This window comes from Pseudofrankia saprophytica, from assembly GCF_000235425.2.
GTDB classification, from domain to species: domain Bacteria; phylum Actinomycetota; class Actinomycetes; order Frankiales; family Frankiaceae; genus Pseudofrankia; species Pseudofrankia saprophytica.
On record NZ_KI912266.1, the window covers coordinates 4112388 to 4137766 of the forward strand.

At 69.9% G+C, this 25379-nt stretch carries 18 protein-coding genes; 3 read left to right on the forward strand and 15 right to left on the reverse strand.

The window, feature by feature from the left end; genetic code table 11:
• Positions 1 to 3 precede the first annotated feature (3 nt).
• Entirely contained in the window at positions 4 to 2331 is a 2328-nt protein-coding gene (locus FRCN3DRAFT_RS0217105; protein WP_007516455.1) for an MMPL family transporter, read from the reverse strand.
• A gap of 266 nt (positions 2332 to 2597) precedes the next feature.
• On the opposite strand from FRCN3DRAFT_RS0217105, the gene FRCN3DRAFT_RS0217110 reads away from it, so the two are divergent.
• From FRCN3DRAFT_RS0217110 to FRCN3DRAFT_RS57140, 3 genes are read left to right on the forward strand one after another with little or no spacing between them, the layout of a single operon-like run.
• Positions 2598 to 3812, forward strand: coding sequence for a sensor histidine kinase (locus FRCN3DRAFT_RS0217110; protein WP_007516453.1), 1215 nt, complete (start codon positions 2598 to 2600; stop codon positions 3810 to 3812).
• Positions 3809 to 4486, forward strand: coding sequence for a response regulator (locus tag FRCN3DRAFT_RS0217115; protein WP_007516451.1), 678 nt, complete (start codon positions 3809 to 3811; stop codon positions 4484 to 4486). The genes FRCN3DRAFT_RS0217110 and FRCN3DRAFT_RS0217115 overlap by 4 nt, the downstream gene beginning before the upstream one ends.
• A 29-nt stretch (positions 4487 to 4515) precedes the next feature.
• On the forward strand, positions 4516 to 4638 hold the full coding sequence (locus tag FRCN3DRAFT_RS57140) for a hypothetical protein (RefSeq protein ID WP_007516450.1): 123 nt from the start codon (positions 4516 to 4518) through the stop codon (positions 4636 to 4638).
• 104 nt (positions 4639 to 4742) lie between these two features.
• Here the strand turns inward: FRCN3DRAFT_RS57140 and FRCN3DRAFT_RS0217125 are convergent, their stop codons facing one another.
• The 14 genes from FRCN3DRAFT_RS0217125 to FRCN3DRAFT_RS0217190 all read right to left on the reverse strand — a co-directional run bounded on the left by FRCN3DRAFT_RS0217125 (position 4743) and on the right by FRCN3DRAFT_RS0217190 (position 25365).
• Positions 4743 to 5624, reverse strand: a complete 882-nt coding sequence (locus FRCN3DRAFT_RS0217125) for a TIGR03854 family LLM class F420-dependent oxidoreductase (protein WP_027140669.1) — start codon at positions 5622 to 5624, stop codon at positions 4743 to 4745.
• 99 nt (positions 5625 to 5723) lie between these two features.
• The gene (locus FRCN3DRAFT_RS0217130; RefSeq protein WP_007516447.1) at positions 5724 to 8195 is read right to left on the reverse strand and encodes a tetratricopeptide repeat protein; all 2472 of its coding nucleotides are present in this window, start codon (positions 8193 to 8195) and stop codon (positions 5724 to 5726) included.
• A gap of 8 nt (positions 8196 to 8203) precedes the next feature.
• Positions 8204 to 8794 (reverse strand): hypothetical protein, encoded by a 591-nt coding sequence (locus tag FRCN3DRAFT_RS0217135; RefSeq protein ID WP_232794067.1) that lies wholly within the window; start codon positions 8792 to 8794, stop codon positions 8204 to 8206.
• Positions 8795 to 8847: 53 nt separating this feature from the next.
• The gene (locus tag FRCN3DRAFT_RS51580) at positions 8848 to 9300 is read right to left on the reverse strand and encodes a maleylpyruvate isomerase N-terminal domain-containing protein (protein WP_232794068.1); all 453 of its coding nucleotides are present in this window, start codon (positions 9298 to 9300) and stop codon (positions 8848 to 8850) included.
• Positions 9301 to 9373: 73 nt separating this feature from the next.
• Positions 9374 to 11026, reverse strand: coding sequence for a carbamoyltransferase family protein (locus FRCN3DRAFT_RS0217145; RefSeq protein WP_158072946.1), 1653 nt, complete (start codon positions 11024 to 11026; stop codon positions 9374 to 9376).
• A gap of 11 nt (positions 11027 to 11037) precedes the next feature.
• Positions 11038 to 13248, reverse strand: coding sequence for a B12-binding domain-containing radical SAM protein (locus FRCN3DRAFT_RS0217150; protein ID WP_007516440.1), 2211 nt, complete (start codon positions 13246 to 13248; stop codon positions 11038 to 11040).
• A 99-nt stretch (positions 13249 to 13347) separates the two neighbouring features.
• Entirely contained in the window at positions 13348 to 14343 is a 996-nt protein-coding gene (locus tag FRCN3DRAFT_RS0217155) for a hypothetical protein (RefSeq protein ID WP_007516437.1), read from the reverse strand.
• Positions 14340 to 16370 (reverse strand): HEXXH motif domain-containing protein, encoded by a 2031-nt coding sequence (locus tag FRCN3DRAFT_RS49590; protein ID WP_007516435.1) that lies wholly within the window; start codon positions 16368 to 16370, stop codon positions 14340 to 14342. Before FRCN3DRAFT_RS49590 ends, FRCN3DRAFT_RS0217155 begins: the two co-directional genes overlap by 4 nt.
• Positions 16367 to 17635 carry an FxsB family cyclophane-forming radical SAM/SPASM peptide maturase gene (locus FRCN3DRAFT_RS44905; RefSeq protein WP_007516433.1) on the reverse strand — a complete coding sequence of 423 codons (1269 nt, stop codon included), beginning with the start codon at positions 17633 to 17635 and terminating at the stop codon, positions 16367 to 16369. The genes FRCN3DRAFT_RS49590 and FRCN3DRAFT_RS44905 overlap by 4 nt, the downstream gene beginning before the upstream one ends.
• A gap of 125 nt (positions 17636 to 17760) precedes the next feature.
• A complete protein-coding gene (gene fxsA, locus FRCN3DRAFT_RS50675; protein ID WP_027140673.1) occupies positions 17761 to 17961 on the reverse strand; it encodes an FxSxx-COOH cyclophane-containing RiPP peptide in 201 nt (66 codons plus the stop codon).
• Between the two features lie 353 nt (positions 17962 to 18314).
• Positions 18315 to 19244, reverse strand: a complete 930-nt coding sequence (locus tag FRCN3DRAFT_RS0217175) for an aromatic prenyltransferase (protein WP_007516428.1) — start codon at positions 19242 to 19244, stop codon at positions 18315 to 18317.
• A 224-nt stretch (positions 19245 to 19468) separates the two neighbouring features.
• Entirely contained in the window at positions 19469 to 23326 is a 3858-nt protein-coding gene (locus tag FRCN3DRAFT_RS0217180; RefSeq protein ID WP_007516427.1) for an ATP-binding protein, read from the reverse strand.
• A gap of 120 nt (positions 23327 to 23446) precedes the next feature.
• Complete coding sequence (locus FRCN3DRAFT_RS0217185; protein WP_007516425.1) at positions 23447 to 24358, reverse strand: ABC transporter permease; 912 nt, start codon at positions 24356 to 24358, stop codon at positions 23447 to 23449.
• Entirely contained in the window at positions 24355 to 25365 is a 1011-nt protein-coding gene (locus FRCN3DRAFT_RS0217190) for a daunorubicin resistance protein DrrA family ABC transporter ATP-binding protein (protein WP_007516423.1), read from the reverse strand. Before FRCN3DRAFT_RS0217190 ends, FRCN3DRAFT_RS0217185 begins: the two co-directional genes overlap by 4 nt.
• Positions 25366 to 25379: the final 14 nt, after the last annotated feature.

The following is a 25379-nucleotide window of genomic DNA, read 5'->3' on the forward strand; positions in this document are numbered from 1 at the left end:
ATGCTAGGAGGTCGCGGCCGGCGGGACCATAGTTTGACTTGGTTTAATTACCGCGGCGCGGCACCCGGCCGCGCCGCGGGTCGGCCTCGTCAGCCGGCACGTCAGCCGGCGCGCTTCGCCGCGTCTGCTGCCACCGGCCCGGCGTCCGCCTCCGGCCCGGCGTCCGCCACCGGTGTGTGGACCGCGATCGGTGCGCGTTGCCGAGGTACGTCGGCGCCGTGGGCGCACCCGCGGCAGCCGGCGGTCGAGCCATCGGGGTAGCCACCAGTTCGCGCGCCCGAGCAGGGCCATGGCCGCCGGGACGAGCACCATGCGCACGACCGTCGCGTCGAGCACGATCGCCACCGCCAGCCCCAGCCCCAGCATCTTGACCAGCGGCGACGGGTCCACGACGAAACCGAGGAACACCACCGTCATGATCAGCGCCGCCGACGTGATCACGCGGCCGGTGCCCGCCATCCCGCGTGCCACCGCCTCGGCGTTGTCGCCGGTGGCGTCGTACTCCTCCCGGATGCGCGAGAGCAGGAAGACCTCGTAGTCGATGGACAGCCCGAACAGCACCGCGAAGAAGATCGTCGGCATCGGCGACGCGATCAGGTAGGTCTCGTGCAGGCCGAAGAGGCTCCCGAGCCACCCCCACTGGAACACGGCGACGAGGACGCCGTAGGAGCCGCCGATCGACAGCAGGTTCAGGACGGCGGCCTTCAACGGCAGCACCAACGACCGGAACACCACCATGAGCAGCAGGAACGACGCGATGAGGATCGCCGCGATGAAGATCGGCAGGGTGTCGGCGAGCTGGGTGGTCAGGTCGTCGGTCATGGCGGTCAGGCCGGACACGGCGACGTTGTCGGGGACGAGGCCACGGACGCGGGCGAGGGTCGCGGACGTCGCCGCGTCGGCGGGCTCCGTCGTCGGCAGCGCGCGCAGGACGGCCGTGTCCCCCGCGGCCGACACCCACGGCTCGTCGACGGTGACGATTCCCGGGTCGGCGGCGACCTGGGCGGCGAGCGCGGGCAGGTCGGCGAGCCGCGCGCCCGGCTCGCGCAGGTCGGCGACGAGCAGCAGCGGGCCGTTGACGCCCGGGCCGAAGCCCTCGGCCAGCAGGTCGTAGGCACGCCGGTGGGAGGTGCTGGTCGCGTCGTCGCCCGCGTCCGGGAAGCCGGTCTGCATCGACAGTGCCGGCGCGGCCAGCGCGAGCAGCAGGGCCACCGCGCCGAGCAGGTACGGCAGCGGCCGGCGGGAGACGCGGTGCGCGAAGCGCCACCAGACGGTGTCCTCGGCGCGCCGGGCCGCGCCCCGGGCGCGCCGGCCGCGGCGTGCCAGCCGGCCGGCGTCGATGCGGTCGCCGAGCAGCGTGAGCAGCGCCGGCAGCAGGGTCAGGGCGCTGGCCACGGCGAACAGGACCACAAGCGACGTGCTGAGCCCGATCGACGTGAGAAACCCGAGGCCGGTCAGTGTCAGCGCGGCCATCGCGACGACGACGGTGCCGCCGGCGAGCAGCACGGCCATGCCCGACGACGCCATCGCGTTCGACAGGGCGGCGCGGTTGTCCTGGCCGCGACCGCGGTTCTCCCGGTACCGGGCGACGACGAACAGGGCGTAGTCGATCCCGACGCCCAGGCCGATCATCGCGCCGATCGTCGGCGCCGCCCCGGAGACGTCCAGAAGGTTCGCCAGCAGCGCCACGCCGCCGAGGCCCGCGGCGACGGTCACCAGGGCCAGCGCGATCGGGACCAGCGCGGCCACGACCGTGCCGAACGCGGCGACCAGCACGACCAGCGCGACCAGCAGGCCGATCGCCTCGGTGCTGGACGTCCCAGACTCGGCGTTGATGAACGCGGCGTCTCCGCCGAGCTCCGTCACGACGCCGGCGTCCCGCGCCGGCGCCATCGCCGCGGTGACCGCCGTCAGCGTTGACGGGTCGACCGCCTGCGCCGGCAGGTCAAAGGTGATCTCGGCGAAGGCGATCCGCCGGTCGGGGGAGACCGCGCCCACGGCGAAGGGATCGGTCACGGCCGCGACGTGCTCGACCTGCCCGACGCGGGTGACCGCGGCGGCGACGGCCGGCCGCCCGGCGTCGAGGCGCTGGCCCGCGGGCACGGCGAACACCGCCAGGGCGCTGCCACCGGCCGCGGCGGGGAAGCGTTCCTCGAGCAGCTCCTGTGCCTGCTCGCTCTGGCTGCCGGGCGCGACCAGATCGTCGACGAAGGAGCCGCCGACCGTGCCCGCCAGGGCCAGCAACAGGGCGGCGACGAGCATCCAGGCGGCGATCGTGAGCCTGGGTCTGGACGCGCTCGCGTCTCCGATGCGGCGCGTGAGCTGCTTCATGGCTGCGTTCTCCTGAACGTGCGTACGAATGCGAACCGTGGCCTGACTGTGCTCGCCGCGACCAGGTGTCGTCTTCCGCCGGCGGAGGGTCTGGGCGGTCCGCCGCGGGGCGGTTGCGCGGGCCCGAATCCGGGGTCGCTCTCCGCCTCGCGGGGGAGAGGGGAATAGGCCCGAAGACGGGCGACCGCGCATTCCCGCTCGCATACCGTGGGCCGGTGCTCGCCTGCGAATGCGCGGCAGACCGCCGTGCCGGTCACTGAGAAGCGATGACGAACCAGCCGCCCTCGTGGGGGCCGCCCGTGGCCGCGCCGAGAAGGTTTCGGGGCCCCTTCGCCCGCTGGCCGCGGACCGCGGACATCGCGCTCGCGCTCCTCGCCTACTTCATGACGGTGTTCGTCGTGGACGGCCCGGGCGACAGCAGCTCGCTGCGGTCCGTCGCCGACGTGCCGGTGCTCGTCCTGGTCGTCGTCACCGCGGTCGTCCCGGCGCTGTACTGGCGCCGGCGCGTGCCGCTGGTCGCGCTGTGCGTCTCCCTGGCCGGCTGGTGCGTGCTGCTCGCCGGCCACGACGCGACGCTCGGCTGGCCGACGATCTTCTCCCTCTACGCGATGGGCCGCTACGCCGAGCCGGACTGGCACGGTCCGGCGGGCGTCACCGCGGGTGTCGTCCTGTCCACCGTCGACGGCCTCGACGACCCGGGCCCGTGGTGGCAGGTGCCCGTGCTCGCCACCGTCGTCATGGGCGGCGCCTGGTACGTGGGGCGCCGGCTGCGGCTGCGGCGGGAGCGCCTGGCCCGCCAGGCCAGGGACGAGGTCGACCAGGCCCGCCGGATCGTCGCCGAGGAGCGCACCCGCATCGCCCGGGAGCTGCATGACGTCGTCGCCCACCGGGTCAGCCTCATGACGATCCAGGCGAGCGGGGCCCGGGCGATCGCCACCGAGGACCTGCCGGCCGCGCTGCGGGCGATGAGCGCCGTGGAGGAGGCAGGGCGCCAGGCGCTGGACGAGCTTCGCCATCTGCTCGGTGTGCTGCGGCCGGAGTCCGACCTGGATGACCTGCGGCCGCAGCCGAGCCTCGCGGACCTGCCTCGGCTCATCGAGCAGGTCCGCGAGGCCGGCGCCGACGTGACGCTGGCGTCCGACGGCCTGCCGGTCGACCTGCCGGTCCGTACCGACCTCTTCGCATACCGCATCATCCAGGAGGCGCTGACCAACGTGCTCAAGCACGCCGGTCCCGGTGCCCCGGCCCAAGTCCGCCTGTGCGCGGAGCGGAACGGGATCGCCATCGAGATCCACGACGAGGGGCGCGGCACCGCTGGCGCGGCCACGGGCCAGGCCGCGCCGCCCGGTCCGGGAGGTCACGGCATCATCGGGATGCGGGAGCGGGCGCTGCTGCTGGGCGGGAGCCTCGAGGCGGGGCCGCGTGCGGACGGGGGGTTCCGAGTGGTGGCTCATCTGCCGATCGAAGGAGAGCCCGCGTGAGCATCCGCGTCCTCATCGTCGACGACCAGGCACTGGTCCGCGGGGGCCTGGCCATGGTCCTGCGGGTACACCACGACATCGACGTCGTGGCCGAGGCCGGAACCGGACTCGAGGCGATCGAGGCGACCCGCCGGTCTCGCCCCGACGTGATTCTCATGGACATCCGGATGCCGGAGATGGATGGCCTTGAGGCGACGTCGAGGATTCTGGCCGAGGCCGACTGGGATGTTCGGGTGCTCATCCTGACCACGTTCGACCCGGACGAATACGTCTACGAGGCACTACGTGCCGGCGCGAGCGGCTTCGTGCTCAAGGACATCCCCGCCGACCAGCTCGCCGGCGCCGTGCGCACCGTGGCCGACGGCGGCGCGCTGCTGGCGCCGTCGATCACCCGGCGCCTCATCGGGCGGTTCACCGAGCGCCGGACCGTCGGTCCCGCCGTCTCGCGCCGGGTGGAACGCCTGACCGACCGGGAACGCGACGTGGTGGTCGCCGTCGCGCGAGGGTCCAGCAACTCGGAGATCGCCAGGGAGCTGTTCATCGGACCGGCCACCGTCAAGTCGCACATGTCGAGCGTTCTCACCAAGCTCGGCCTCCGTGACCGTGCCCAGGTAGTGGTCTTCGCCTACGAGAGCGGACTCGTCGAGGCCGGCGACCATGACATCGGCAACTGAGGCAAGTCCACCATCGACGACCAGCGCCGGTGCTCGCCGGGAGCACGGACCTGGACGAGAGCGCCTACTCGCGGCTGACGGGCATCGAACCGGGGGACGTGGACCTGCTCATCACCCACGACGGCCCGTACGGAATGTCGCGCGACCTCTGACGGCCTTCGGCCCGTTCCACGGCGAAGGCCGAGAACGTCCGGCATGACGTCGGCGGCGTGGCGGGCCGGGCCCTGATAGGAATTGCCGGCCCGTCACTGCGGCTTCATGTCTGCAGAGGCATCAGCTCTCTTGCGAAGGCATCGACAAAGAGTCCGGCGGAAGCCGGCGGAACGGCCGGATACACGACGAACTTACTGATTCCGACCTTCACGAAATCCTCAATCGCGTCCCGGGCGGCGTCCCATCCGACCGGCATGAGTTCGGCTGGATCGACGTCCGGTCGATAGGCGCGCAGCGCCTCGACCTGACTGGGTGCGAGCCCGTCCAGAGACATCTGCAGCATAAGGCCGAAATGTTCTGGATCGATTCGTCGGCCGGCTAGGTCGGCCTCTTCATTGATGATCTCGATACCGGCGGCGGCTTCTTCGGGTGTGATCATTCCGCCAAGCCAGCCGTCGCCTAGACGTGCTATCCGGCGCAGCGCCGCGGGTGAGGCGCCGCCAAGCCAGATGTCGAGCGGGCTGGCGGGGAGCTCGCCGAGCCCGAACTCGCGGACGGTGAAGAACTCTCCCTGGAAAGTGACGTTCGGTTCGGAAAGCAGCCGCCGTAGAAGCAACAGGGCCTCATCGAACACGGCGCCGCGGAGCCCCGCCGGGACGGGGAAAGCGTCCCACTCGGAGCGACGGTACGGACGGACACCGACCACCGGCAGGACCCGGCGCGGCGCGAGGGATGAGAGGGACGCCAGCTGCTTGGCGAACAGGACCGGATTGCGGCCGGGTAACACGGCCAACCCCGCTCCGACCTTGAGTCGATCGGTGCGCGCCAATGCGTATGCCATTCCCGTCATCGGCTCGATGGACGGGGTCGTCAGCTGTTCGGAGAACCACAGGGAGTCGACAGCACAGCTTGCCACCTTATCCACCAGGGACGGTAGCTGGGGACCACGGACCGATGCGAAGCTGAGACCTATCCGGACCTTCACCGTTCCACTGTGAACGCTCTCGGCCGTCGGGATCAATGGTTTCCACCAGGCGACCTTCGATGCTTCGCACTCGGTTCTCCGACGGCATGGCCTCGCCGCTCAGCCTCCGACCTGCGGCCGGCGGGCCGAAGCGATGTTGTCACGCAGCACGGCGAGCAGCGGATGATCTTTATCGAGCACCCTGGTCCCTTGTTCCAGAGACTTCTCGTATATCTCCATGGCTTCCGTCGGGCGGCCGGCGAGCTCGTACGCCCTACCGACGTTGCTATGTGAGGCGATCGTGTCGGGATGATCGTTTCCCAGAATCCGTCGCCGGCCGGCCAGCGTCGCCTCGAAGAGGGGGATCGCGCTGTCCAGCCGTCCGGCGGTCTGATGGACGTGGGCGAGGTTGTTCTGCGAGATCAACGTCTCAAGATGGTCCTCGCCCAGCACCCGACTATGCGCCGCCAGGGTCGCCCCGAAGATCCGGGTCGCCTCATCCAGGTGGCCCGCGGCCTGGTGGGCGGAGGCAAGGTTGTTCGACGAGCGCAATGTCTCCGGATGGTCCTCGCCGAGCACTCGCCGGCGGTCCCTCAGCACCGCGTCGAACAGCGGGAGCGACTCATCGAGGCGGCCCGCGACCTGATAGACGTGGGCGAGGTTGTTCCGCCAGCGCAGCGAGTCCGGGTGGTCCGCGCCGAGCGTCCGTTCCGCGTCGGTCAAAGTGGACTCGTAAAGTTCGATCGCCTCGTCCAGCCGGCCGATCCACGTGTATCCGTACGCCAGGCTGTTTCTCGTCGAAAGGGACACGGGGTCGTCGACGCCGAGGATCCGCTCCGCCTGAGCCAACGTGCGCTCGTAGATCCGGACCGCTTCGTGAACTCGCCTCGACTGCTGGTAGACGATCCCGACGTGGTGCCGGGAGTCGATGGTGTCGCGGTGATCGGTGCCCAGGACCCGTGACCGGTCGGCGAGGTTCGCCTCGAACAGGCTGATGGCGTCGTCGAGCCGCCCCGACCGCCGGTACGCGTCCGCGAGGTGGTGCCGGGAGGCGAGAGTGTCGGGATGGTCGGGGCCGAGAAACGTCTCACGATCGTCCGCGGCCCGTCGCAACAGGGGAACAGCGGTCGGAACCTGGCCGTGCTCCATAAGGTAGGCCGCCGCCTGGACGCGGCACCACGAGACGTCAGCCGCGAGATGTTCCGGGGTCTCGCCGAGGTAGCCAAGCGTGGCCACGAGATGCGGCAGAATCCGCCGAGCTGGCGGCCACGAGGGCGGGTTCCGCACGAGATCCACCGGCATCGCGTCGCGGAACAGGCCGACGAGCGTCTCCAGAAGCCGTGCCCGTAGCCCGTTGGTCATGGCCAGTCGCGTCACGGCGCCGATCAGCCGGTGCACGGCGATCGAGCCGCCCTCCCGCCGAGCCAGGCTGTATCCGACGAGTGCGCCGACCGTGTCGGCCCACGCCACCGGGTCCTCGGCCACGTCCGCCAAGGGCGAGCCGCCGAGGCGTCCGCGAGAAGGAGAGAAAAGATCGAGAGGGATCGGCGCGGCGTCGCACAGCGCGGCCAGTTCGAGGAGTTCCACCGACGCGGGATTCTCCTTGCGCAGACGGTCCACCGATATTTCCCACAGGCCCGCGACCCGCCCTTTCGCGATCATCCGGTTAAAATATTTCTCCAGGAGCTTGAGGTACTCGGCCGGAGGTGTTCTGGTCGTGGTCAGGTATCCAGCCGCCTGTTCGACCGCCAGCGGCAGGTCACCAAGCAGCGCCACGATCCGCTCGGCCAGATCCGGCTCGATGTCGCGGACGCGCAGTGCCAGCAGCCGAGCGGCGTCCGATCGGGCCAGCGTCGGAACCGTCAGCGCGACGCCGAGTGCGTCCATTCCGGTTCTGCGCGAGGTCAGCAGGACCTGACCGCCTCCGGATGGGCGAAACCTCGCGACCGCGTCGAGGTCCTCGACGTTGTCGAAGATCACCAGCCACGACTGGCGGCGGGACAGCACCGACCAGACGGACGCGGCGTCGGAGTCCGGCGTGAGACCGAGCGGTGCAGCCAGCGCGGAGATGTTGGTGGCGACCGCGTCGGCCTGGTCGGCGGCGACCCACCACACGACCTCGAACTCGGACTGGTACCGGTAGGCGTACCTGATGGCTAGCGCCGTCTTGCCGACGCCGCCCATCCCCTCGAGGGCCACCAGCGCGACCAGATTCGACGCACGCAGCGACTCGTGGACGGCGGCGAGCAGTGAGTCCCGCCCGACGAGCCGGACCGGGCACGGCGGCACGTTCCACACCAGGGGCCAGTCGCGCGGCCCGTTCTTGCCCGAGCGGGCACAGAACACGGAGTTGTCCGGGAAGTCGCTGCACGCGGCCGCCAGCAGGCGGGTCGGGCCGTCGGCCAGGATCCCGTTGGCGAACAGCTCGGAGACCGCGGACCAGAACTGCCAGCCACTAGTTGCAGACCACGCCGGGTGCAGCCCCGGCGAGAGGCCCGCCTTGGTGAGCAGGAGGCAGGCTGACTCCCGATCCGGGAACGCGTCGGCCAGCGCTTTGATCTGGTCGTCGCACAGCCGGTCGAGGTCGGTCATGGCAGGCGTCAGACCGGCGGGCTGGTGATGGCCGCGTCGACCGGCCATGACCGCGCGTCGAGCTCGGACTGAAGCTGTTCCGTGATGGACCGTAGTGCCGCGAAGTAGCTCGGCCAGGGCGCACGGCGCGCGCGGGCGAAGAACCAGGAGACCACCTCGCGCGTGTCGAGTTCGGTCTCGAGCCGGTGCTCGACGACACTGATCCGGACGGGTTCGCTCCGATGCACCTGGTTCACTGCCCGGCTCAGGTCGCTCAGCAACGCGACGATAGCCTGTCGCTCGGCACCGTCGCGTGGATAGAGGCCGATATGGCGCTCGACCGGCGCCAGGACCGTCTCAGGGTAGCTGTGACCTTCGCAGCTCGTGTACGTGATGTAACCCAGCCGCTCGGCGAGGATTACCACCAGCGGCCGGATACCCGGTTCGAGCGCGGCACGGAACTTCGGGTGCCACCGCGACAGCGCGTGCCCGCGATAGTTTCCCAGCTCGCCGGTCTCGCTTATGTTGCCGAACCGGCTTTCCTGGAGCGAGACCGCCTCCAGGTTGCGTGGATGCCCGGGCTCCTCCCAGCTGGCCAGAAAGTCCTGAAATCCCGCCATCCGGTTCGTGTTGAAGAGCGCGCGGCCTCCGCGGCGCCATCTGGCGGTGTGCATCAGTGCTCCGCGAGTACCACTCGGACGTCGGCCGCGTGCTCTTCGAAATGAGCGCGGACGACACCATAGGTCGATTCGACGGTTTCCCGGCCACGGAAGTTCTGGACTCCTCTGTTTCCCCATTCTTCAGCCTGCACGGTCGACAGGATCGAGGCGAGTCGGTGGTGTCCGCGGTCGAACTTTCGGCGGATTGAAGCGCCGTCGGCCCGACGTGCCCCCCACACGGTCATGACGTTGTTTATCCGGTTTCCCACCGTGACTGGGGGTGTGAAACTGAGGCTCCTGCGTGCTCCGCCCAAGCCAGACGCGAACAGCTCCTGACCCATGGCCAGGTGGTACATGATCTGACGAACGGTCCATTCCGAGCCGGGTGGCCGACGCTCCCAGTCCTTCTCTCGGATCGTCGCGACGAGTTCGTGGAAGTCCGCCCGCACGGAGTTCAGCTCAGCCATGAGCCGCGCCTGGGTCTCGCCGCTCGGCGTCGGTTGCGCGGCTTGGTCAGGGAACACGTTCTGCTCCTTATGGTCATGTGCGTCCGGTGAGGGCGCTCCTCTTCTGGATGACGAGTCCTTCGACGACCAGCGCGTCCAGCGCGCTGGACGCGAAGCTGCGGATCGCGTCGCCGACGTTGTTCACAATCGACTCGCCGGACAGGTTGAAGGACGTGTTGAGGAGTGCCCCACGCCCGGTGCGCTCCTCGACGGCCTCCAACAGATGGTGGAAACGGGGATTCATCCGGTGCGACACGACCTGTGCCCGCGTGGTGCCGTCGACATGAACCGCCGCGGGTATCGCTTCCCGGGCGACGTCGGTCGTGGGGAGTGCAAGCAGCATGTAGGGCGAGTTCGTACGTCCGATGAGCTCGGGCGCGCCGCGGTCGAGAATCGCCGGAGCGAGCGGACGCCAACTCTCCCGGCCCTTGAGGGCGTTCACTCGGTCTCGCATGCCAATACTGGCAGGCAAGGCGAGAATTGATCGATTACCCAACGCGCGCGGGCCGATCTCACCGCGGCCCTGCATCCAACCTATCACCTGGCCTTGGGCCAGCAAGTCGGCGGTATAGGCGAAGGGGTCGGGCGGCTCGGTGAATGGCAGACGCAGTTCACGCAGCCGGTCCGCGACCAGAGTCTGGTCGACGGCCGGTCCGTGATATGGGTGTTCCAGCGGCTCGACATCGGTTCCGGCGGCCGCGGTCAGCCACATGGCCGCGCCGAGCGCGCCGCCGCCATCGTGCGCCGCGGGCACCACGTAAAGATCGTCAACGAGGCCGCTGAGCGCGATCGCGCCGTTGGCGCTGCAGTTGAGGCCAACCCCTCCGGCGATGACCAGACGCCGCGTGTCGTAGCGGGTGGTCGCGACGCGGGCGAGGTGCAGCATCACGAAGGTCAGGCGTGTCTGCGCACTGGCCGCGATATCGGCCTGATGCGGTGAGAACGCTGGCTGCCGGCGGGGGAGCCCTGCTCCGACGTCCCAGAAGTGGCGAGGTGGTCTGGGCGGCCCGAAACGGTCCTCCAGCCAGCGGAACCAGTGCGATGTCAGGGTCGAGAAACGCTCACCGGCGTCCAGGCCATCGACATTGGGCAGGTCCACCCGGTAGCCGTCCGGCTCCACCTGGATGGGTTCGACCGGATCGTTCGCCCTGCCGTATGCCGCGAGCCCCATTGTCTTCCCCTCGGCGTGGCCGCCGAGACCCAAATAGCTCGTGACACAGGTGTAGAACTGGCCAAGCGAGTGGCCTATCCCGAAACGTTGGTCAAGCCGCAGAGAACCTCCATGCCCGTAGCCGATGCTGGTCGAGACGTCCTCGCCGTTGCCGTCGACGACGACGACGGCGGCTTCGGGAAGCCCTGAACCGTAGTAGGTCGAGGCGGCGTGCGCGAGGTGGTGGTCGACGTACTCGACGGGAGGTCTCGGCTCGCCACGCCACATCTCGTGGCCGAGATATCGGTCGACGAAATGCTTAAGGTACCGGGCTGACGGATCCCGTGCCGGGTCCCACGAGGCGGCGACGTGATCCAGGTCGCCCAGCCGCACGCCTGCCTCAGCCAGGCAGAACATGGTCGACAGCAGCGGGAGCGTGCCCGGAGCGTGCGGCGTACGAACTCCGCGTTCCTCCTCCATCATCGCGATCAGCCTGCCGTCCCGTAGCAGGCAGGCGGCCGCGTCGTGGCCGAACACCCCGCTGATTCCTAGGACCAGCATGTCAGGCCTTTTCCCGTGTCCTGGCGCTCGGTGCGCGTCACGTCGACGAACCCAGCCGACACCAGGGCTGTCAGTCCGCGCAGGACCGCCGGCTCGACCTCCCGCTCGTCCATCCCGAACCTGCTGGCCACCACGCCGATGAGGACGGCCACCCGATCCGAATCCAGAGACTCGAGCGCTCCCGCGAGGAGGGCGTCAACCTGGACGAAGCCGTCGCGACCGGCCTGACTGACGAGCAGGCAGGCTCGCGACCGGGCCTCGACCTCTCCTCGTGCGATGCCCGCCACGTCCCAGGAGGCTCCAAGCCAGGCAGCGGGGTGGCGCCAGGACAGTCGATCGTCCCGTTCGAGGACGCTGGTGCCTGCGCTGGTGTCGGTGTCGGCGCGTGGCTCGGCCCGCGGGGTCCGGGCCCGCCAGGAGCCGGCGCCATGCCGCTCGCGGAACAGGGAGACGTGCGCCACGTGCGCCAGGGGCATCTCCAGCGTCTCGTCCAGCCGGGACTTCGAGGCGACGTATGCCCGACCTCGTTCTTCGGATGGACGGTCCGAACGGTGCTCGAAGCTGTGCCGGAATATCTCGCCTTGCCCGTCGTGGACGGTGACGCCGAAGTCGGCGGAGCGCTCGAACACCGGGGTGCCGTCGAACAGGACGAAGTCGGTGTAGGTCACCGCGTCGATCGCAGCGGAATGTTGTTCGAGAAAACGGGCCGTGGCCTGCGCCTCGGTCGACGTCTCGGTGGGGAAGCCGTGTATCACGAGTGCATGTACGCCGATTCCCGCCCGGGCGCAGTCCGCGATGACGCGTTCGACGGTGTCCAGTCTGGTTCCCTTGTCCATCAGGTCGAGCACACGCTGGCTCGCGCTTTCGAGGCCGAACCAGATCTGTACGCAGCCGGCCCTGGCCATAAGGTCGAGAAGCTCGCGTGTGAAGGCCGGCTCGAACCGGGCTCGGCAGAGCCACCGAAACCGCTCGCCGCGCCGCAGGATCTCCGTGCTCAGGCTCCGCGCGTGTGCTGGCGAAAACAGCATGTCCCGGAAGTGGAACCAGCGCGCTCCGTGCCTCCTCCGGAGTTCCTGAAGATCATCGACGACGCGCGCCGTCGCGCGGCCGCGGAAGCTCAGGTGGTTCGTGGTGATCGCGCAGAAGGTGCACTTGCCCCAATAACAGCCACGGGAGGTGAGAAGGGAGATGACCGGCTCGGGGAAGAGATACCGATTCAGCTCGAGGTCCCGGTAGTCGGGGGTCGGGAGGCTGTCGAGGTCGGTGACATCGAATCTGGTGGGAGCGGCCAGGTGCTCGTCGCGGTATGTGGCGACATTGGCTGGTCTCTCGTCGATGTCGCGTCGTGACCGTGCGAGCCGCGTCACCTGGTCGAGCGCGGCCTCCGAGTCGTGGTAGATGACGCTGTCGACCAGCTCGAACAACCGAGGATAGTCCGGGTGTCGCTCGTGCCTGAGATAGCGTGCAAAAGTGACCTGGTCCTCCAGGTTTCCCAGGACCGTGACGTGACCGTCGAAGCCGGCGGAGCGCAGCGCGACCAGGAGCGTGACCAGCGGGATCATCTGGTCCGGGTGGACGTACACCATCGCGATGCACGTGGGCCGGCACGAAACGATCTCGGGCAGCGCGGCGGAGGCGACATAGTCGACGTAGGGATTGGTGCCCGCGTCGGTAGCGGCCGCGATGCACTCGTCGAGCGAGGTCTGGTCGTGAGCCGGGCGGAAACGCTGAAGCCCGATCTCGGTGGGAGCGTGCGCGAGCGAGATCAGGTCCCATGCCCGGTTCATCGTCCGGACAGCGCGGCGATGCCTGGCGATGTCGTAGAAGGCGTCCGAGCGTATGCAGTCCAACGCGTCGGCTATACCGGAGAGAGTGTGCTCGCCGGACGCCAGCGCGTCGGCGAGAGCAAGCACACGCCGTCGCTGAGGCGCCGCCAGGTTTGGCCTCGCTCCCAGGTCCGCCCACTCGAGCAGGAGCCGTTCCCGCGTTCTTCTCAGGTACGGAACTGACAGGAAGTAGAGGGTTGAGCCGAGGTTGAGATCGTACGCCCGGGTCCGCAGGCCCCGCGCCCGCATCGACGCGGTCAGGCTCGCCAGCTCGTGTGGCGCATGGGGGTAGTACCAGTGCGGAGGGAAGATGACGGCCAGGTCCGCGGCATCGTGTGCCGGCGGCCTGCATGTCGCTGCCTCAGGTGTCACCAGAAATGCTCCGTTTCCGAGCGTGTCTGGTCGGCGACGTTCGGCCGAGATTCGGACGGAAGGGCGGACTGACGCCTCGCGACACCACGACGGTCCTGGTCAGCCAGCGAAGTCGACCACGAACGGTACCTCCGGGCCGTAACGGTCGCTGACGGCTTGGTAGGTGCTGATCACAGAACTGCCCTGGTAGATCCGCACGACATCCCCCTCGATCTCGACACCGTCACCCGAGCTCAGGTCCGCCCCCAGGCGCTTGTTAGGACGATTGCTGGGAACGGCGCGCGCTGCACTGTAGTTGACGCGACCCGCAGGGGTGACCGTGCCGTCGAGCCGGAAGGCGTCCCACTCGGACAGAACGACATACGGACGACGTAGCTGTTCGTCGACATAGGCGGCGAGATCAGGGCACACCTCGATGACCGCGTCTCGCACCGCCCGTGCCCGTTCCAGGCTCGCGGGACAGTCGAAGGAACACGGCAGGTGCACGGAATAGCTTAGACCGCTGTGTTTGAGGAGGCTGTTGCAGAGGTAGGACGCCGATTTCGTGCGGCGGAACGCCTGGTAGAGATTGTTGTCGTGGTTCCAATCATTGTGTCGGGCGAAGAAGCGTCGGCAGCACTCGGGGTACCCCAGATGGTGCCCGAAGTGAAAATGGTCGATCCACGGCTTGTCGACGACGCGGCCGTCGATCGCCAACGGGTACCAGCCATGGGCCACGGCCGCGTCGAGCCCACGCTGGTCGCGGGCGAGGAACACGTGGGCTGCACCGGTCGGGGCATGCCAGGGCGGATATCCGCGCGCCCGCGTGGTGTTCAGCTGGCTGCCACCGATGATCTCGTCCGTCTCCGCCGGATCAGCGATGAACCCGAAATAAGCGTTCACCACGGCGAACAGGCCCAGTCTCCGGGCGAAGGCCATGAACGTGTCCAGATCGCGCGCGTCGACCCAGTCGTCCAGTACAGGCTTGGCGCCGGCCAGCAACGCGACGAAGGCAACAAGCTGACCGGGTCCCCGCCGCAGCGAGACATACTCGCGCAGGGGATCCGGAAGCGGAACGGGCGACAGGGCGTCGGGTGCCGAGGGAAGGCCGTTCATCGCGTCTCGCACCCGATCCAGCGCAGCAGGAGCAGGTACGTGGCCACGGACTCATTGCCGAGGGCGTCGTCGTCCGGGCTCCTTCGGACACCGAGCCCGGCAAGGGTCGAACGGTCCGTAACGTGCGCCGAGGTGAACGCGACGACGAGAGCCAGGTTGAACAACGCGGTGTCGGCCTCCTCCCGGAATCCGAGGTGGCGTAGCGCAAAGGCGAGGTCACGCCAGAGGTCGACGTTGTCCGGCGCGCCGTCCAGGCAGCGTGCGTACCGCTCTGCCGCATGCGCGTACCGTCGTTCGACGTAGGCGAGGTGTCCGGTGAGAAGCCAGATCACGCCGTCCTCACCGTCGGCTTCTCGCAGGCTGCTCGCCAGCCGGGCGAACTCGGCGGGTTCGACGACGCTCAGGCGGCCGAGCAGGTCGAGCGTCGGGTCACGGCGACCCGCGTGGTCGGCCAGCCGATTGGTCGGTATGACGGTAGGCAGACCAAGCAGCTGGCACGCCTCCAGGGCTACCTTGTCGGCTGACGTCATCGGTTGGGTGGGGGCGGGCAGGCCAGCCAGGACCAGCGAGTCCTGGAGAGCGGACGGACAGGCGCCGGAGCTTGGCCGACGCTTTCCGCCGGCATGCGCCCAGCGCTGGGCGAGCCGTCCCAGGCGGCTGTCTGTCTCGTGCCGCGGCTGATCGTGTCGTTCCAGCCACCGCGCTCTGTGCTCGAGCAGCTCGCCGCGGACCGCCCGCGCGACCTCGGGTGGCACAGTGATCTCGGGAAGATCGTCCAGACGCGTCAGCAGCTCGCCGAGAAGCGTCTTCCCGACCTCCGTGAGCTGGGCGTGCTCAAGAAGTTGGTCGACGCCGGTCCGTACCTGCTCCCGCCGACGGGCGAACTCCCGGACGGCGCGGTCCTGGCCGGCGGCGCTGGGGTCCACCGCGGCGCACGCCGCCCAGAAGACGACGACGCTGTAGAAGGAAAACACCGCATGAAGTAGACCGTGGAGAGGCCTCGCGTCGTCCCGCCAGGGTGAATAGCACCGGGAATGCTCAGCCTGACCGACAACAAGCGGGTCAATGTCGAGAAGAGCGTTGAGCTTGTTGTGGTAGTACTCGTGCAGCAAAGCCTCGGCAAGCTGGAAAGGTGCGCCGCTCCAAGACATCTGCACCATACCGAATGTTTCTGCCGTGGCGGCGCTGCGGTGGATGGTCGGCGACTGGCTCACCAGCGGTACCAGTACCTGGATGTACTCGCTCACCTCGGCCGCGCCGGCCGGGAGCACCCGATGCAGTAGCGCGACGGCGTCCCCTGCGGCCGACAGCCATCGGCGCGCTGCCTCGTCGGTCAGCCGCTCGAAGTCGTGCGAGGGAAAACCGGTGCGTAGGAGCGGATCGACGTCGTTGAGCTCTAGGCGCCCCGCCAGACGTTCTAACTCGCGAACACAGACCCCTGCGGGCCGCGGGCCGGCCATCGTGTCACGGGGTGATTCGACGGAGATGGCCGGGCCGTCGGGCAGCTCCACATCGAAGCGTCCACCCGGACTGACCGAGCAGGTGACCTTCGAGCCGGCGTACTCGCGGGGCGCCTCGACCACGATGCCCAGCCCCGGGAGGCATATTCGTCCGTCGTGGTCAAACGCCAGCGTCAGTCGGCCACCGCGATGACGCGCCGTCGCAGAAAGGGCGAACGATCCCAGTAGCCTTAGGTGCGACGCTACCTGCCCGTCAGGAAGATTCACATGGGATCGGCTGATGACGAACGTCTCCGCCAGATCGCACCAGCGGCCAAAGGATGGATAGCCGGCGGCCAGGCTGACCTGCTCGGCCGGGCATTCCTTCAGCATCTCGTAGGCGGCAAGGAAACCCGAGCGCTCGGCGAGCTCGGGTGCGTCGGATCTCAGGCGGCGAGCGACGAACGCGAGCTGCAGTATCCGTTTCCGGACCTGCGCCCGGTACAGGCCGTTCAGGAGGTCGGAGCTGGTGCCTGGACCGACGAAGTCCCGCACCGCGCCGGAACTCAGCACTAGCTGGTCTTTCATGCACCGATAATTTCGTGCCGCGGGTTCGCCGTTCTCAACACGCCGACATCGACTCGCATACGCCCGGCGATGTGGAGTATCAGCTTCAGCAGGTCGGCACAGTACACCGAGGGGTTCCGGAAACCGGACTCCGCTCGGAACCTGTGCGGATAGTAGCCTCCTCCGCAGACATCGCGGACCTCGCAGGCCAGGCAGGTGTGATGGAGTGCATCGACACCGACCTGGCGAGCGATCACGGACGGGTGACGCAGTGCGTCGTCGAACGAGTGGGTGAAGACGTTCATAGCCAGTGAAGGAGCCCCGTCGAAGACCGCCTTGAGCGAGTCGACGCCCTCAAGCTCGCCGCCCGTGTCGATCGTAATGAGTGTCACCGGGCTGAGGCCAATCGACTCGAATCCGGTCGTCCCGCCCAGGATGAGATGCATGATCTCCTGGAAGATTCTGATCTGTGTCGGAGGCTTCCTGCTCAGATACCAGTGGTCGAAAATCTGGATGAGCCAGTCAGCATATGGCGTCAGGGTGAGGTCCTCCTTGCCCGGCGGACGTCTGTCTGCGTCCCCCAGGCGAAAGAGGAAATCGATTCCGGGTGGGTTGAAGGACAGTAACTGGTTGTAGGTGGCAAGTGGGTCCTCTTCGATGTCTATGACGCACAGGATGGCGCCGAACACCTTCCGGTACTCCGGCTGCTCCAGCAGTCTCAGCGCGCGTTCTACATGGTTGTAGCTGGGCTGGCCGTTGCGGAACGGGCGATGGACATCGTTCGTGCGGCGCTCTCCGTCCAGGCTGATACCCAGCCGGATGTCCAGCTCCGCCAGCAGCTGGCACGTGGCCTCGTCCAGCAGCGTGCCGTTGGACTGCATCAGGAAAACGATCTCCGTGAGATCGCCCAGCGCCGCCTGCATGATGCTGACGAATCTGCGGATATAGTCCAGACCGGCCAGGAGCGGCTCGCCGCCGTGCAGCACGATGTTTATCTTCTCGAGATCGTGCGTCCGCACGTGGTCGCGAATGCGTTCCGCGAGGCGGTGGATTACCGGCTCGTCCATCAGTCTCGGCTTCTCCCGCCACGACTGGTCGGCGAGGTTGTACACGTAGCAGTAGTCGCAGTTCAGGTTGCAGCGAGTATGGATCTTGCAAAGGAACAGGCGGAACGGCTCTGGTCGCCAACCCGACGAGACGAGATCGTCGAAGTCTAGGTCCGACGGCCCGGGCCAGGAATGAGCACCGGATCCGCGGCTGACGAGAGGTAGCTGGACACGGTCCACTGGCGGGTCCTTCGCGAACGCGTCGAAGAATGAAGGAACGCGGTGCTGGCGAAGGGGCGGAGTCTTTCGAAAGGTTCGCCAGAGGATAGCGGCCGGCCCGAACCCCGACCAACCTTCGAGTTCCGCTACCAGGTACCCTGCGAGAAGGAGCTGTTGTGGGTGGTGCTGGTGTGGGCGCTGATGCCATCCGACTTCATGCCCGACTCGCGGGACAGCCGCCGAAGCGCCTGCAGAAGCGCCGAGTCGTCCGTCGCGTCCAGCTCGGCTAGAGCGACGTCGGAGATGTCGACGAGCGGCATTTTGTCCTGCGCCTGGCTGCTTCCCATCGCTGCTGGCCCCGTTCATGGAAATTACGACACCGAGTGTGATGAAGGGTAACTCGGTGGAGAATACCCGTCAAGCTGCCTCAGGGCGTTTCTTCGGACTGGGACTCATGGCCGCCGGTACTCCCTTAGCGGCGAATAGGCGCAGGTCAAGGCCCTTCTGGGACGAAGTGTTCGGGCGTCCGCGTGGTGCCCTACGCGTAGCGCATCGAAGGATCGACGGAAGGCTGCCGTCAACTCGGCTGACCGGCGTGCTCGGTCCCGCGCGGAATGGCCCCGGCGGATCGCCGGCCTGGAGCGGGCGACCCGCGCGACCCGTCGGTGCCGGCCTCTCGGTCCCTCTGGGGGTATTTGTACTAACTCGGCAGGTATAAGATGCTTCCGCGCGCTCGGGCCGCTGGCAGCGCCCGTGCGTAGCTCTTCTCAAGCTTCGTGTAGGGAGCGGCGGCGCCAAAGGACCATGCGACGTTGACCTGGGGATCGGTACTCAACGTCGGCGACTGCTTCAAGAAGATCCGCAGTCGTTCAGGCAGGGCGGGCAGGCTGCGACCGGCCTGCGGGTCGAGGTAGGGTACGTTAAGTCCGTAGAGCGACCAGCGGTGCATGCCTGGGCTGTTCCAGCTGAAGGTCATTCCCAGGCAGGCAGCAGCCGAAAGCGCGGCAAGCATCCGCGCCTGGTCGGGCACGTCCTCGGTCGCACCGCCGGTCTCGCCGACCAGCCGGCGTAGCCAGTCCGCGGTGGCGGTACCCGGCTCAACGACGGTGTAGACGTTCATTGTCTGATGCTGGAAGTCCGATGCGACGAAGAACGCTCGTGGCATCGCGTGACGCTCGAAGAATTCCGCGTGCGCCGGCACCGCCTCGGGGATCGTCTCCAACATGAACAGGTCTGAAATCGGCCGTAGCCCTGTGAACGTCCAGCACTTGGCCAGGCCATAGCCCGTGTCGAAATCCAGGCCCGCCCGCGCCGCGCCCGGGAGCCGCAGAAGGATCTCGCGCTGCAACATCCCGATCGGAGAGTCGCAGGACCGGAGCAGGCCGTGTCGACGCGCGGTGTCCAGCGGGTCCTGCTCACTACTGTGGAAGAAGCGGTAGTACAGCCCGTCTCCCGCCCTGCTGGTCGTCTTGAGCTGGACGACCGAGGAACCTATCTCCGAGTCGAAGGTCTCGATGGACCGGCGGACCTTCGACTCGTCAAATCGAGCGCCCACGGCTGTCGCCGCGTCGCGGAGGTCGAGGATGAAGCGGGCGGAATCGTGGGGGGCTCGATCGATGTCTTCGGCCACCAGTCCTCCAGCGAACCTGTCGGTGTGATGGCAAAGGTAGCCGTGATCGTCACCGTCTACCCGCCAATTCACCCGGGTCGGGCACGACATCCCGGATGCCGCGCGCCCAAGACGCCTTCGTCGACGCGGCCAGGGCGAACGGGTGACGCTCGGTGTGCCCGTGCCACCCGTCCGGCCGTTGCCGGCAGGGCCCCGGGCGGCGTCGACCGCCCGTGGTTCACCGTTCAGGCGGGCCCGCCCGCGACCGCGCGACGCAGGTCGGCCACGGAGGTCGCGCCCAGCCGTTCCCTGGCTGCCGCCAGGGTGAGTCGGACCGTGCGCGGCGTGAGGAACAGCGCCTCGGCGATCTCGCTTTCGCCGGCGCCGGCGACGTGCCTGGCCACGATCTGGCGTTCCAGGGTGGTGAGGCTGGTGGCGGCGGGCGCCCGAGCCGCGAGCGGCTCGCCGGCGTCCGCGAGGTGGCCCGCGATCTGCCGGTAGAGCCCGGCCGCGCCGCACCGCCATGCCAGGTCGGCGGCGCGGACGAGCATCGGCACGCCCTGCGCCGGCGCGCTGTGCATCGCCAGCGCGTGCAGCGCGCGAGCCTGTTCCAGGCGGGCCCACGTCGGCTCCAGCAGCGCCGCCGCCTCCCGCAGTTCGTTGACCCCATCCACGCCGCGCAGTTCACCCAGCAGCCGCAGCGTGCGGCCGACGAGGCTCGGCGCGCCCCAGGCCCGGGCCAGGGCCAGCTCCTGCTCGACCAGGGAGATCGCCTCGGCGCGCCGGCCGAGTCCGGCCAGCGCCTGCGCCCGCAGCGACCGCCACGGCCGCCAGCCTGGGTTACGGCCACAGGGCATCAGCGAGCGGACCTCATCCAGGCTCGCCAACGCCTCCGCGTGGTGGCCCTCGGCGGTCAGGACACGGGCATGCATCTCCCCGAACAGCCGCGCACCCTCCGCGAACCGGGGCTGGTGGCGAATGCGGTCCACCAGGCTGCGGGCCGCCGCAAGGTCGCCCTGATCAAGCAGCGTCCCGATCGAGTACGAGTCGCTGTACGCCGAACCGAAACTCACGCCCCAGGCCACCGACTGCTCGCTGACGGTCTGGAACGACTGGTACGCCTCGCGCAGGTCGCCCCGCTCCCACTCGAGGAAGCCACGCCACAGGTTGGTCGCGAGCGCGCCGAACACGGCGCCGCGCTGGTACGCGTGGGACAGCCCGTCCTCCCACAACGCCTCGGTCTCCTCGCCGGCGAGGTGCAGCGTCACGCCGGCCACCGCCCACAGCAGCCCGACGTCCACCCGGGTGAGCACGCCGTCGGCGCTGGCGAAGCGGGCCAGCTCGACCGCCCTCGCCCGGTCCACCCCGTCGAGCGCGGCCTCCCACGCGAGCGCCGAGGCCAGCATCCGGGCGCCCGGACCGTCCCCGACCACGGCCGGCTCGGGGCTGCGCCGCCAGACCGCCGGGTCGACGTCATGCATGTAGCCACCGATCCGGGCGAGGCCGAGCAGGCCCTGCCGGTCGTCGTCGAGCTCGGCCGGCAGCTCGGCCGCGACCCGGTAGGCGAACCGGGTCGCCTCTCCTGGCGTCCCCGCGAAGATCATTGCCCTGGCCAGCATCTGCGCCACCTGCGCGCGCTGCGGGGCGAGGTCGAGCGCCTCGTAGGCCTCGGTCAGGTGGGTCACCGCCGCGACCCCGTTGCTGAGCACCTCCACCCGGCCGAGATCGAGGAGCAGGAGCGCCCGCACGGCCGGCTCCGGCTGTTCCTGCAGTGCACGGGCCAGGTAGGCGGCCGCGGCGTCGGGGGCTCCACGGTCGGTCGCTCTGGCCGCGGCCTGCCGTAGGACGTCGACCACCCATGGGTCGTCGCGGTGCGGGACCTGGAGCAGGTGCGCCGCGAGCTGCTCGGGGGCCGCGCCGGCCTGGTGCAGCGCCCGGGCGGCCCGGTCATGGTGCAGCTGCCGCTCGCCGGGCGGGATGTCGCGGTAGACCGCGTCGGCGACGAGGGGGTGGACGAAGCTCAGCGGGTACTCGTCGCGCAGGACCTCGGCTCGCGCCAGCGCGCCGACGGCGGCCGCGGCCGCGGCCTCGGACAGGCCGGCCAGGGTGGCGACGATGGGCAACGCCGCCCCGCTGCCCAGGATCGCGATCCACCTGGCGACGACCGTGCTGTCGCGGGGCAGCCGGGCCAGCCGCATCAGGACCAGGCTCGACACGGCCCGCGAGCCGATCGCGGTGACGGTGTCGGTGTGGGTGGTGTCGGGCCGGACTCCCTCGGCCTGCAGCGCCCGCAGCAACTGCCGCAGCAACAGCGGGTTGCCGGCGGTGGTCCGGTGGCAGGCGGCCACGAACCCGTCCTCCGCGGAGTCACCGAGCCGGTCGCGGACCAGGTCCGCGACGCCGTCCACGGTGAGCGGGGCGGGGCGGATCCACACCGTGGCGGGATCATGGGTCAGCTCGGCGAGCAGGCCCTCGTCGTCGTGCGGCTCACCGGTGCGCAGGGTGGCGACGACGAGCAGGGGCAGGCCTTCCGCCCGGCGTACCAGGTAGGAGAAGAACCGCAGCGACGCGCTGTCACACCACTGCAGGTCGTCGATGGCGAGCACCACCGGGCCGTTCGAGGTCAGGTGGACGGTCAGCCAGTACAGCCCGTGCAACACCGCCATCGATCCGTCGGCGCGCTGCGCCGGTTCCCCCGCCGGTCCACCCGCGGACAGGGGCGGGGTGGCGGCCTCGGCCGGCGCGGCCTGGTCGACGTCGAACACCGTCGCCGCCCGCGCGGCCGCCCCGGCCAGGGCATCCTGGCCAGCCGCCGGCGCGGCCACGGACGCCTCGAAAAGCTGGCGCACGGTGCCGAAGCCGTACTCCTTCTCCAGCTGGCTCCCGCGCGCGGTGAAGATCCGCGCCGCCCGCGCGGCGGCGAGGCGGCGGGCCTCCGCCAGCAGTCGGGTCTTGCCGATCCCGGCGGGGCCCTCGATGACCACCACCCGCGCCTGGCCGGCGCACGCCTCGGCCACGCAACCGGCCAGCTCGGCGACCTCGCGGTCGCGGTCGACCAGGTCGTCGGGCGCCGGCGGCCGCCGCTCGGGCGGCGGGCCGAGCGTCGTCGTAGCCCCCGTCGCTGCTCCTGATGTCGCGGGCGCGGGCGCCGGTGCGGGCATCGCCGCCGAGGTCGACGGCGTGAGACGGCCCGGCGACGGTGGGTGACCCGCTGACGGCGGGCGTGGTGTCGACGGTGGCTGCAGGGCGGGGGACTGGCTGAGCACCTCGACCTCCAGGGCACGCAGCGCCGGCCCCGGATCGACCCCGAGCTCCTCCGCGAGGACCTCCCGGGCCCGGCGCAGTGCCCGCAGCGCGTCGCCCTGGCGATGCGAACGGTAGAGCGCCAGCACGAGCAGCCGCCACCGCTCCTCCCGCAGTGGCTGCTCCGCGACCAGCGCCTCGACCTCCGGCACCACCACCGCGGTCTCGCCGCAGGCGAGGCGGGCCGCGAGCAGCTGCTCGCGGGCCACCTCCCGCAGTTCGGTCAGCCGCGCCACCTCCGCCAGTGCCCACGGCTCGTCCCGGTACTCGGCGAGCGCGGGCCCCCGCCACAGCGCCAACGCGCCCGCCAGCGCGGCGACGGTGCCGGCCGGGTCGGTGCCCGTGCCCGTGCCCGTCTCCGTGCTCGTGCCGGCCCGGCGCACCAGCGTTTCGAACCGCCAGGCGTCCACGGCGTCGGGGCCGACCGTCAGCGCGTAGCCCGGGCCCATCCTGGCGATCACGGAGCCACGGGACCGGGCGTGGCGATCCGGCTCGAGCCGCCGCCGCAGGTGGGACACATACGACTGCAGGGCGCCACTCGCGCCAGGCGGCGGCTGGTCCCCCCACAGCAGGTCGACCAGCCGGTCGGCGGGAACGGCGTCGCCGCGGGCCAGCACGAGCAGACCGAGCACCGCGCGCTGGCGCCGTCCACCGAGGTCCAGGACACCGCCGTCACGCGTGACGGTCAGGTCACCGAGCACGTTGACGCGCAGTCCGTCCTGCGCGCTCGTCAGGTCTCGGTCACCGACGCCGGCTGGAACCGCGGCGTCGGGTGCCGAGCCGTCGGCGGTCGTCCGCACGGTTCGCCCCCTCCGCGCCACCTGCGGCCGGCGCGTATCGCCGAATGTACGACAGGCCAGGTCAGTAGGTCGCAGGTTGCCCGCAAGGTTCCCGGCGGACGGTGGGGAGTTGCGCCCGGCTCAGCGGCCGTGCGTCGCGAACGCGCGCACCGCCAGCGGGATGAAGACCGCGAGCAGCAGGGCGGACCAGGCCAGCGCCGCGACGACCGGATGCGCCAGCGGCCAGGCGGCGGAGGAGGCCCCGGGCGCCTCGTTGCCGAACAGGTCGCGGGCCGCCGCGGCGACGGCGCTGATCGGGTTCCACTCGGCGATGACCCGTAGCCACGCCGGCATCCCGGTCGTCGGCACGAACACGTTGGTGACCATGGCAAGCGGGAAGACCAGCACGGACAGCTGCGCGGCGGTGTCCTCCCGGCCGATGGCCAGCCCGAAACCGACGCCGATCCAGTTCGTCACGAACCGGAAGAGCAGGAGCAGCGCCACCCCGGCCGCCGCGTGGGACAGGCCGTCGTGCGCGCGCCACCCGAGAGCGAGCGCGAGCCCGAGCAGCATGACCAGGACGGCGGCGCTGACCACCAGGTCGGCCGCGGTCTGCCCGAACAGCGTGGCGGAGCGGGAGATGGGCATCGTCCGCAGCCGGTCGGTGACGCCGCGCCCCGCGTCGCGGGCGGCCCCGGTCATGCTCGGCATGATGCCGTTCGCGGCGATCAGCGTGAACAGGCCAGGCATCAGGTACTCGCGGTAACCCGCGTCGCCGGGCACCCGGATGGCGCTGCCGAAGATGTAGCCGAACACGACGAGCATCGTCAGGGGCGCCAGCAGCGAGGCCACGATCAGCCCCGGCGAGTGCCGGTAGTAGAGCAGCACGCGCAGCGCGAGGGTCCACGCGTCGGAGATCGCGAACCTCACCCGTCCGGTCAGGGAGGCTGGGGGGAGGCTGCCTGCGGGCGTGCCCCCGGGACCGGACGCCGGGGCGCCCAGGCCGTCCGCCTCGCCGGGAAGGCTCCGGCCGCTCGGGACGAGGGTGCTCACGGTGTCACCGCCGCGGCGAGGTCGAGACCGGCGGCAGGCTCTTCGGGCCCGGTTCGCCCGGTCAGGGCGAGGAAGACGTCATCCAGCGACGGATGTCCCAGCGCGACGTCGAGAACCTGGACGCCGGCGGCGTCGAGGTCCCGGACGAGCGCGGGCAGCACGACCGGGTGGCCAGGACCGCTGACCGCGACGACCCGGCGCTCGGTCTCGTAGCGCGCGGGCTCGCCGCCGGTGAGCGCGGCGAGTACCGCCGCGGCCGCGTCCAGCTGGGTGGCGTCCGCCAGGGTCACCTCGACTCTGGTGCCGATCGCGGCCTTGAGCGCGCCCGGCGAGCCGGAGGCGATGAGGCGGCCGTGGTCGAGCACGGCGACGTCGTCGGCGAGGCGGTCGGCCTCGTCGAGGTACTGCGTGGTGAGCAGCACCGTGGTGCCGTCCGCGACGAGCTCCCGCACGATCGTCCAGATGTCGTTCCGGCTGCGTGGGTCCAGCCCGGTGGTGGGCTCGTCCAGGAACAGCACGGCGGGGCGGACGACCAGGCTCGCGACCACGTCGAGACGCCGCCGCATGCCGCCGGAGTAGGCGCGGACCAGCCGGTCGGCCGCGTCGGCCAGCCCGAAGCGTTCCAGCAGCTCGTCGGCCCGCCGGCGGGCCGGGCGGGCACCGAGATGGTGCAGCCGCCCGATCAGGCGCAGGTTCTCCCGGCCGGTGATGCCCTCCTCCAGCGCCGCGTGCTGGCCGGCGAACCCGATCCGCCGGCGTACCTCGTCGGGATGGCGGACGACGTCGAACCCGGCGACGTGGGCGCGGCCGGCGTCCGGGCGGGTCAGGGTCGCCAGGATCCGCACCGCGGTGGTCTTGCCCGCGCCGTTGGGCCCGAGCAGCCCGCACACGGTGCCGGCAGGAACGGCCAGGTCCAGGCCACTGAGTGCGAGCGTGTCACCGAAGCGCTTGTGGATGCCCTGGACCTCGATGGCCGGGGGGCCGGAAGAGCTGCTGGGTGGGCTCATGGGCACACCTTTCT

Bases quoted from the DNA above. Each gene is read 5' to 3' on its own strand.
- FRCN3DRAFT_RS0217110 (WP_007516453.1), top strand. From the start codon at position 2,598: ATGACGAACCAGCCGCCCTCGTGGGGGCCGCCCGTGGCCGCGCCGAGA.
- FRCN3DRAFT_RS0217190 (WP_007516423.1), bottom strand. From the start codon at position 25,365: ATGAGCCCACCCAGCAGCTCTTCCGGCCCCCCGGCCATCGAGGTCCAG.
- FRCN3DRAFT_RS0217135 (WP_232794067.1), bottom strand. From the start codon at position 8,794: ATGGCGGGATTTCAGGACTTTCTGGCCAGCTGGGAGGAGCCCGGGCAT.
- FRCN3DRAFT_RS49590 (WP_007516435.1), bottom strand. From the start codon at position 16,370: ATGAAAGACCAGCTAGTGCTGAGTTCCGGCGCGGTGCGGGACTTCGTC.
- FRCN3DRAFT_RS0217105 (WP_007516455.1), bottom strand. From the start codon at position 2,331: ATGAAGCAGCTCACGCGCCGCATCGGAGACGCGAGCGCGTCCAGACCC.
- FRCN3DRAFT_RS0217155 (WP_007516437.1), bottom strand. From the start codon at position 14,343: ATGAACGGCCTTCCCTCGGCACCCGACGCCCTGTCGCCCGTTCCGCTT.
- FRCN3DRAFT_RS0217130 (WP_007516447.1), bottom strand. From the start codon at position 8,195: ATGACCGACCTCGACCGGCTGTGCGACGACCAGATCAAAGCGCTGGCC.
- fxsA (WP_027140673.1), bottom strand. From the start codon at position 17,961: ATGGGAAGCAGCCAGGCGCAGGACAAAATGCCGCTCGTCGACATCTCC.
- FRCN3DRAFT_RS51580 (WP_232794068.1), bottom strand. From the start codon at position 9,300: ATGGCTGAGCTGAACTCCGTGCGGGCGGACTTCCACGAACTCGTCGCG.